The organism is Armatimonas sp., assembly GCF_964826245.1.
In genome coordinates this window covers 1-7,392 of sequence record NZ_CBAYMC010000215.1, presented here as the reverse complement: position 1 = coordinate 7,392, position 7,392 = coordinate 1, and the positions used below count along the sequence as shown (strand labels likewise).

4 protein-coding genes and 1 pseudogene are annotated in these 7,392 nt (G+C 59.3%); 1 reads left to right on the top strand and 4 read right to left on the bottom strand.

Annotated elements, in window-relative coordinates; translation table 11 throughout:
* Window positions 1–434 precede the first annotated feature (434 nt).
* The gene (locus tag AC1XOS_RS17465; RefSeq protein ID WP_481963499.1) at window positions 435–1,007 is read left to right on the top strand and encodes an acyltransferase; all 573 of its coding nucleotides are present in this window, start codon (window positions 435–437) and stop codon (window positions 1,005–1,007) included.
* Here the strand turns inward: AC1XOS_RS17465 and AC1XOS_RS17460 are convergent.
* From AC1XOS_RS17460 to AC1XOS_RS17445, 4 genes and pseudogenes are all read right to left on the bottom strand, one after another.
* On the bottom strand, window positions 1,004–2,398 hold the full coding sequence (locus tag AC1XOS_RS17460) for a c-type cytochrome domain-containing protein (protein WP_481963498.1): 1,395 nt from the start codon (window positions 2,396–2,398) through the stop codon (window positions 1,004–1,006). The genes AC1XOS_RS17465 and AC1XOS_RS17460 overlap by 4 nt on opposite strands.
* On the bottom strand, window positions 2,395–5,388 hold the full coding sequence (locus AC1XOS_RS17455; protein ID WP_481963497.1) for a DUF1553 domain-containing protein: 2,994 nt from the start codon (window positions 5,386–5,388) through the stop codon (window positions 2,395–2,397). Before AC1XOS_RS17455 ends, AC1XOS_RS17460 begins: the two co-directional genes overlap by 4 nt.
* 69 nt (window positions 5,389–5,457) lie before the next feature.
* Complete coding sequence (locus tag AC1XOS_RS17450; RefSeq protein ID WP_481963496.1) at window positions 5,458–6,825, bottom strand: DUF1501 domain-containing protein; 1,368 nt, start codon at window positions 6,823–6,825, stop codon at window positions 5,458–5,460.
* A gap of 82 nt (window positions 6,826–6,907) precedes the next feature.
* A pseudogene (locus AC1XOS_RS17445) lies at window positions 6,908–7,392 on the bottom strand (hypothetical protein); the annotation flags it as partial.

Below are 7,392 nucleotides of genomic sequence, written 5' to 3'. Positions count from 1 at the left end.
AGACCATCACCCTCCCCGAAAAGCGTGACGGGCATTAGCATGTTTTTCACACGATATAATTATTCATGTTTTTCTCAGTAATCATTCCGACATACCATCGGAATGAGTTATTAGCACGCTGCTTAGAGCGGCTTGCACCTGATATCCAGCTCGTCCGCGCCGCCTTGGAAAACGCATGGGGAGGTGCGTGAGTGCGATGCCCTTCTCTGGTATAAAGGTGGACAACAAAGCTCGGCTGTTAATCCTTTAATTAGAAATATTCTATGTAGCCACTGGGATCGTTTTCGCCTGATGCACTATCTCTCTCGTGATACCTGGATTGCCTTATATTCAATGCTTGGAGAGATGAACTATGTACTAGCATATGTTAAATACTGGGATAAAAAAATACAAAACACACCAAAATCCTATAATCACAGACAAATATAATCATCATGAGCTCATTACAACGAATATTTTTTCGAATCAGATCTATTTCACTTCAGAATTTTTTTCGTAATTTTTTTCATATTATAAATGGATCTAAAATAGGGAAAAATACGTACATTTCAGAAAGAACAATTATCAATTGGCCTCATCAATTCACAGTAGGAAACAATTGCATACTGGAATCAGATTTGCATATAAAATTCTCAAGACCCTGGCAACCTGGCCCCTCAATAATTCTGGGAGATAATGTTTTTGTAGGACGTTGGACAGAATTTAACATCTGTGAAAGAATAGAAATTGGCAATGATTGCCTTATAGCCTCGGGTTGTAAGTTTATTGATGGTAATCATGGTATGGATATCTCAACCACAATGAATACACAACCACTCACAACAAGCCCTATTCGATTGGAAAATAATGTATGGCTCGGAGCCAATGTTGTTGTATTAAAAGGGGTTACTATTGGAGAAGGCGCGATTGTAGCTGCGGGCGCAGTGGTTACCAAAGATATCCCTCCCTATGAGATATGGGGAGGGATACCCGCAAAAAAGCTTCGTGATCGCCCCTCGGCGGACTAGTTGGGGCGGGCAGCGAAGGCGCGCTTTTGTTGGCCGTTTCCCACGTCAAAGACCCGCACGGTACCGTCGAAGCTTCCTGTGACAATGCGCTTGCTGGCCGTGTCCGCATCCAGCGAGAAGGCGAAGTCGCCGCTCTGGCCGAAGCTGCGGATCTCTTTCTGACTGATAAGATCGAGCTGCTTGACGATGCCATCGCTGGCGAGGGTGAAGACTTGGCCGTCTTTGAGGCAGAGCTGGTAGATATCTTTATCGCAGCCGTGGGCGAGGAACTTTGCATGACCTTGCTTGAAGAAGCGCTCTTCCATGTCGCCTGCATCGCCGGACTCAGCCTTTGCTTTCTCAGGCTCCCACTGCTGCACCCACTTGCCACCGCCCACAGAGAGTGCTGTGTTGCCCGTGAAGCAGACACCATAGACAGGATCCTGGCCTTTGTACTGCCCAATCTGCCGATTGTGGCCGCCGTAGGTTGTGTAAAGCGTCCCGTTGGCCTCGTAGACCTTCACGGTATGATCGCGGCTTGCGGAGGCGACGTACTTCCCATCGGCGCTGAAGGCCACGGAGGTCACCCAGTCTGCATGGACACTCATGCTCCAGAGCCGCTCGCCGTTTTTGATGTCGTAACAGCGCACGCTCGCCTCCGCGCCGCCCGCCGCTACTTTCGTCTCATCGGTGTTGAAGCGTGCGGTGAGAACCAAGTCGCCAAAGGTGTCGAGCACGCGCCGCTTGCCGGTCGCCAGCTCCACCAGCGCGACCTCGCCGTACTCGCCGGGAATCCCCCCACCCACGAGGAGCGACTTGCCGTCTTTGCTCACTTGCAGGCTCTGGATGCGCTGGGGCAGGCCTCCGATTCGCCGCACCAGCTTGCCCGTTTCTGCGTCCCAGAGCGTGACTTCGTTGTAGCCGCCCACAGCGATTTGCTTTCCACCCGGCACAAAGGCCAGCGCCAGCACGGGCACGGGCGTGCGGTAGCTCGCGGGAGCCGCCGGGTGCACCCGTGGCCCCAGTAGCGTCTTGAGGAGCACCGTCTTGCTTGAACCGTCGAACTTCGCGCCCTCGACGATCCAGCGCTTCACGCGCGCAAGCTGCTGCGCACTGAGGGCATCATCGGACTTGGGCATACGCAAGTCTGGGTCTTTGTGGGCGACACGCTTGTAGAGCTCGGATGCCTCGGGCTTGCCAGGAACCACCATCGCCGCTCCCGATGCGCCGGGTTTCATCAGGGCCATAAAGGTATGTGCCCGCCAGTCCCCCAAGTTGGTGCGCTCACCATGACAGCCCGCGCAGCGCCGCTGGATAATCGGAGCGATCTCTTTCGAGAAGCTCACCGACTGGGCATGGGCAAGAGTGGGAAATGCGAGTGGCGCAAGCGCCAAGAGTGCGCGGTTTTTCATTTTTGGAAGAGAAACTCCTGGGTATTGACCACGGTCCAGAGTAAGTCAGTGACGGCGGCGGTGCGCTCGGGGGCGTTTTTTAGAAAGGCAATCGCGACCGTGCGCTCTTTCTCGGTGGGGCGACGGCTCAGGGCGGTGAGATAGAGCTCGTCGAGAAGCTGCGTGTCGGGGAGGGCGGCGTAGCGTGCGGCCCCGGTAGCGACCGTCTCATAGGACGTTCGTCCGTTGAGCAGCTCTAGTGCCTGAAGCAGGGTCGGGGTTTGGCGACGCTCACAGGTACAGGCCGTCTCCCGTGCAGGCTGGCCAAAGGTCTTGGTGAAGGCGGTCTGCTCCGGCCACGGGCGCTGGGTTGCGTAGGCCACCCGGTCTTCCAGAGTCGCCTTTTGCCCCAGGAGCTCGGTGCGCTCGGGATCGTTGGCGAGATAGAAATCATGGGCAGGCGCGGTTTTCTCAGCGCGTAGCGCCTCGATCAGTGGGCTAGAGAGGCCAGTGGTATCGTCGTCTAGCTTCCATGTGAAGGCGAGATTGTCGCCGGTCATGCGGAGCTCGATCGTGTTCTCCCCCGGCTGGAGCGCAAGAGGCAGTGGGCGCCTGAGGTTGCCCGTCAATGCCACACCATTTAGCTTGAGGGTCGCCTGGTCGCTGAACCGCAGAGTGGCTGTCACGGTGCGCTCTTGGTCCGAGTGCACGATCCGAGTGAGGGTGCGTGTCTGGCGTTCGGTCGCCTCAAAGCGAAACTCCTGCCCCTCCGAAATCTGCGTAAGAGGCGTCCCCGAGTCGCGCCAGGTACTCTGCCAGAGAGGGAGTGCCTTGGCGACTTGGGTCTGCGTGGCAAGCCAGCTCGGGAACTGTGCCTCCAGAGCAGCACTGCGCTGCGTGAGCTTACTCTCCAATGCGGCAAGCTGAGACGGGAGAGTTGCGGCAGGGGCGAGCGTGCCCGCCGTGACTCCAATGGCGTCCTGGAGCTGCTCCGCTGTGAGAAGCCGCACTTTGGCGTGGGAAAAAAGAGCCTCATCGGCGGCGCTTGGGGCCACGGAGACACGCTGGTAGGTCTGGCTCTGGCAGATTAACCTGATGAGCTTCTTGCGGTCAAAGCCGGATGTCACAAACGCCTGAGTGAGCCCGTCCAGCAGCGCGGGGTTGCTGGGCGGGTTGGAGGCCCGGAAGTCATCGACAGGCTCGACAATCCCACGCCCGGTCAGCTCGGCCCAGATTCGGTTGGCCTCCACACGGGCAAAGAAGGGGTTCTGGGGCGTGGTCAGCCAGCGGGCAAAGGCCGTGCGCCGGTCTTCGGTCGGGGTGCTGAGCTTGGACCAGGGCTCCATGTTCTCGCCGGTGGTGGGGTGCTTCACCTCGCCAATTGCCGCCAGCGTGATCTGGCCTTTCTTCGCCTCGGTGCGGGCAAAGACGGCGGCGATCTTGTAGTAGTCCCGCATGGTCCAGTTCTCAAACGGGTGGTTGTGGCACTTGGCGCACTCGATCCGCGAGCCCAGAAAGACCTGCGCTGTCAGCTCCGTGCGCTCCTCAGGGGTCTTGATCGCTAAAAAATAGCTAGCCGTGGGCGACTGCTCGGTGCCTCCCGTGGCGGTCAAGATCGCATTGGCGAGCTTGTCGTAGGGCAGGTTATCTCGGGTTGCCTCGACCAGCCAGCGGGAGAACCGCCCCGCCTGCTCGGCAGTGAGATGGCGTGGTGAGACACGCATGAGGTCGGCTTTTTTCAGAGCCCAGAACCGCGCAAACTCCTCGGAGGCTAGCAGGCTGTCGATAAGCTTCTCGCGCTTGTCAGGCGACTTATCGGCGAGAAATGCCTTACTGGCCACTGCCCCAGGGAGCATTCCGGTCAGGTCCAGCGAGACGCGGCGGAGAAACTCGGTGTCGGAGCAAGTCGCGGCGGGGAGGCACTGGAGCTGCTTGAGGCGGGAGTTCACCAGCCCATCGATCAGATTTTTCTCCGGCTGTGGCTTCCAGACAAAGCCCGGTCGTGGCTCGACCACGGTAAGATCGAGGGCCTGCACCTTGTCTAAGTAGCGCACCGAGATCGCGGCAAAGCCCCGGCTCTTGCCCGTGATCTTGCCATCGGCATCCACACTCGCGACACTAGGGTGCGACGACTCATAGGTTGCCAGATTCGTCACATCACGCTTGGTACCATCGGTCAGCTCGGCGATGACGCTGATTTGTTGGTTTTTATACGGCGCTTCGAGCACACGACGTCCGCTGGGAGTCACCTCAATCTTGGCAACTCCCACACTGGGGACACCGACTTCCGCGCCCTCAGAAATCCACTGGTTGAGAGTGGCGTAGCGCGCATCGCCAACTCTGAGACGCTTGCCTCCGACATGGGGAATCGCGAGAGTCGGCTTCTTGAGGATCAGGCTCTCGGCAGGCTCTAGCGTGTTCACGCGGCGACTAAACCCATCGCGGGTCAGTGCGATCCGGTCGATCTTGGGCTCATAGCCGAAGAGCGAGAGCGAAAAGCCCCCCTTACCGTGCGGCGAGCCGTGGCACGAACCGCTTGCGCAACCTTGCTTGGTCAGAACGGGGACGGTCTCAAAGGCGAAGCGCACGGGGTCGGCTTTCTTCGCACCGCTCACACTCACAGGAACCGTAAAGACCTTTCCCGCGACTTTGACCGTGACACTTGTCTTACCGTCCCCTGCGACAGCGACCCGGCTCCCGACCAGCGTGGCGATCTTCGGGTTGCCGCTGGTAAAGACCGCCTTCTCGGTCAGGTCGCGCGGCTGCCCACCAAAGAAGCCCGTCACCACCACCTGCCGCGCATCCCGTGCACTGGTCAGCGCCACCGATGGCGGTGTGACCACGATACGCTCTTGTGCGTGGGCTGATGTGGTGGCGAGGGCGAGGAGAATTCCCAAGACCAGCCAGCCAGAACCCACCCGGCTCTTCGTTCGTTCCTCACGGCGAGCCACCCTCCCTGTTCCAGGGAGGGTTGGGGATGGTCGGGTATTGATTTTGTGTAGCAGTTCCATTCTCATTTTTCTACTTAACCCTCCTTCGAAGAGGGAGGGTATGTGAGCCGTGCGAGCAGCCGGGTGGGTTCAAAACAGCTCCGGGATGGGCTTGCCCTTGCCTGCGATTGGCACGGGGCGACCTTGTGGGGTGTAGATGGGCTTATGGCGGTCAATGCCCAGCTTCTCGAAGATCGTCGCGCCGTAGTCCTCCAGTGTGTAGGCCATCGGGCTGGTGATAAAGCCACCATCACGGTCGGTCGAGCCGATCACCGTGCCGCCGGGGACACCCGCTCCGGCGAAGGCGAAGCTAAAGGCATGGGTCCAGTGGTCGCGGCCCTGGCGCTCGTTGATGCGCGGCGTGCGGCCAAACTCGGTGACAAAGCAGACGAGGGTGTCTTGCAATAAACCGCGCTGGGCCATGTCCTCGATGAGCGCGGAGAATGCCTGGTCGGTCGAGCCCATCATGGGCCAGGTCTGGATTCCCCAGCGCCCTGCCCCCGCGCCGCCGCCGGGAATGTTGTTGGTGTGGGTCTTGGAGTAGATCCCATCGTGGTGGTCCCAGTTCATGTTACTGCCACCGTCGTAGCGCACTTGCTTACCATTGACATAGGAGTTCATCGGCTCGCGGACATCCACGGTGACGTAGCGCACGCCCGACTCAATCAGCTTGCGGCCCAGCAGGTAGCACTGGCCTCGGTGGCCGCTTCCGTAGCGCTCCCGGATTTTATCGGACTCGGTGCCCAGATCGAAGGCCTTTCGGGTGAGCGGGTTGGTGAGCATGTCCGTGGCCTGGTGCATCAGCGACTGCATCGCCTCGACATCCTTGGGTGCACTGCCGTGCACATAGCCCACGTCCAGCGCGGAGAGCAGATTTTGCCGATCTTTAAAGCGCCGCTCATCAATCCCGGCAAGCAGCCCGAGGTTGGGCACCTGCCACTTGGGATCGGCGGGGCTTCCTCCGGTCTTGAAGGCAGTAAACCCGGGGGGCATGAAGCCAATGCGCGAGCTATCGGCCTGCTCATCGGTGCCGGGAAGAAGAATATGAGCGGGCAGATACGGCGCTTTCGTGCCGAGGCGCTGGGCGACAATCGAGCCGATATCAGGCATCTCCACCGGGCCGCCGGGTGCCTCGCCCGAGTAGACATACTGCGAACCCTTGGGGTGCGAGTTTCCAATACCAGGCGTGGGCTGAGTCATGCAACGGACAATGGCGAGCTTGTCCATGTGCTGGGCGGTCTGTGCCAGTAGCTCGGTGACATAGACACCATCGGCCTTGGTCTTGATGGTCTTAAACGGGCTCCGGTGCTCCGTGGGCGCATCGGGCTTGGGGTCCCAGGTGTCTATGTGCGAGACACCACCTTGTTCGAAGATCACGAGAACTTGCTTAGCCCGTGCGCCCGGCTTCGCCTGCCCCAGCGCCATCCCGCCCACTCCCAGAAAACTGCGTCGTCCCAAAATTCGTCCCTCCGTGCTGGTCTATTTTAAGCTTTCGTGAAGCCAATAGCAATGGCCTGAACTCAAGATCACTGGTAAAAAATCAGATACGCCGCACATCAGTCTTCACTTCCCCTGCAACACGGCGAACCTGAATCTCCCAGTGTCCGCCAAAGCCCTCTAGTGTCAGCGACATCTCACTCCAGGCGTCGGGGAGGCGGGGTGTGACATCGAAGCGCTCTAGGCCGCGCGGGACAATGCCAAAGAGCCCTTCGGTGAGAATGCGGCAGTAGAGGGCGCTCTCGGCAGAGAGATGCGCCTGACTGCCCTCAGGGTGCGCTTCGACGGCGTAGGGGACGTGCTCCCCTAACAGGCGGCGGTGGGTGTAGGCGGTGAGTTTCTCCAGCGCCGTTTCCGTGGCCCCGGCCACAAAGAGCCCGCGCAGGGCATAGAGGGTCGCCCGATCCCAGAAAACCGTATCGCCGGACTCGGTCGCCAGCCCATCTTCCGTCCAGAGCTGTGGCGAGAGCAGTGCGGCAATCGTGCCGTCGCGACGTGCCCCTTCCGCGAGGCTCATGACAAGCGGCA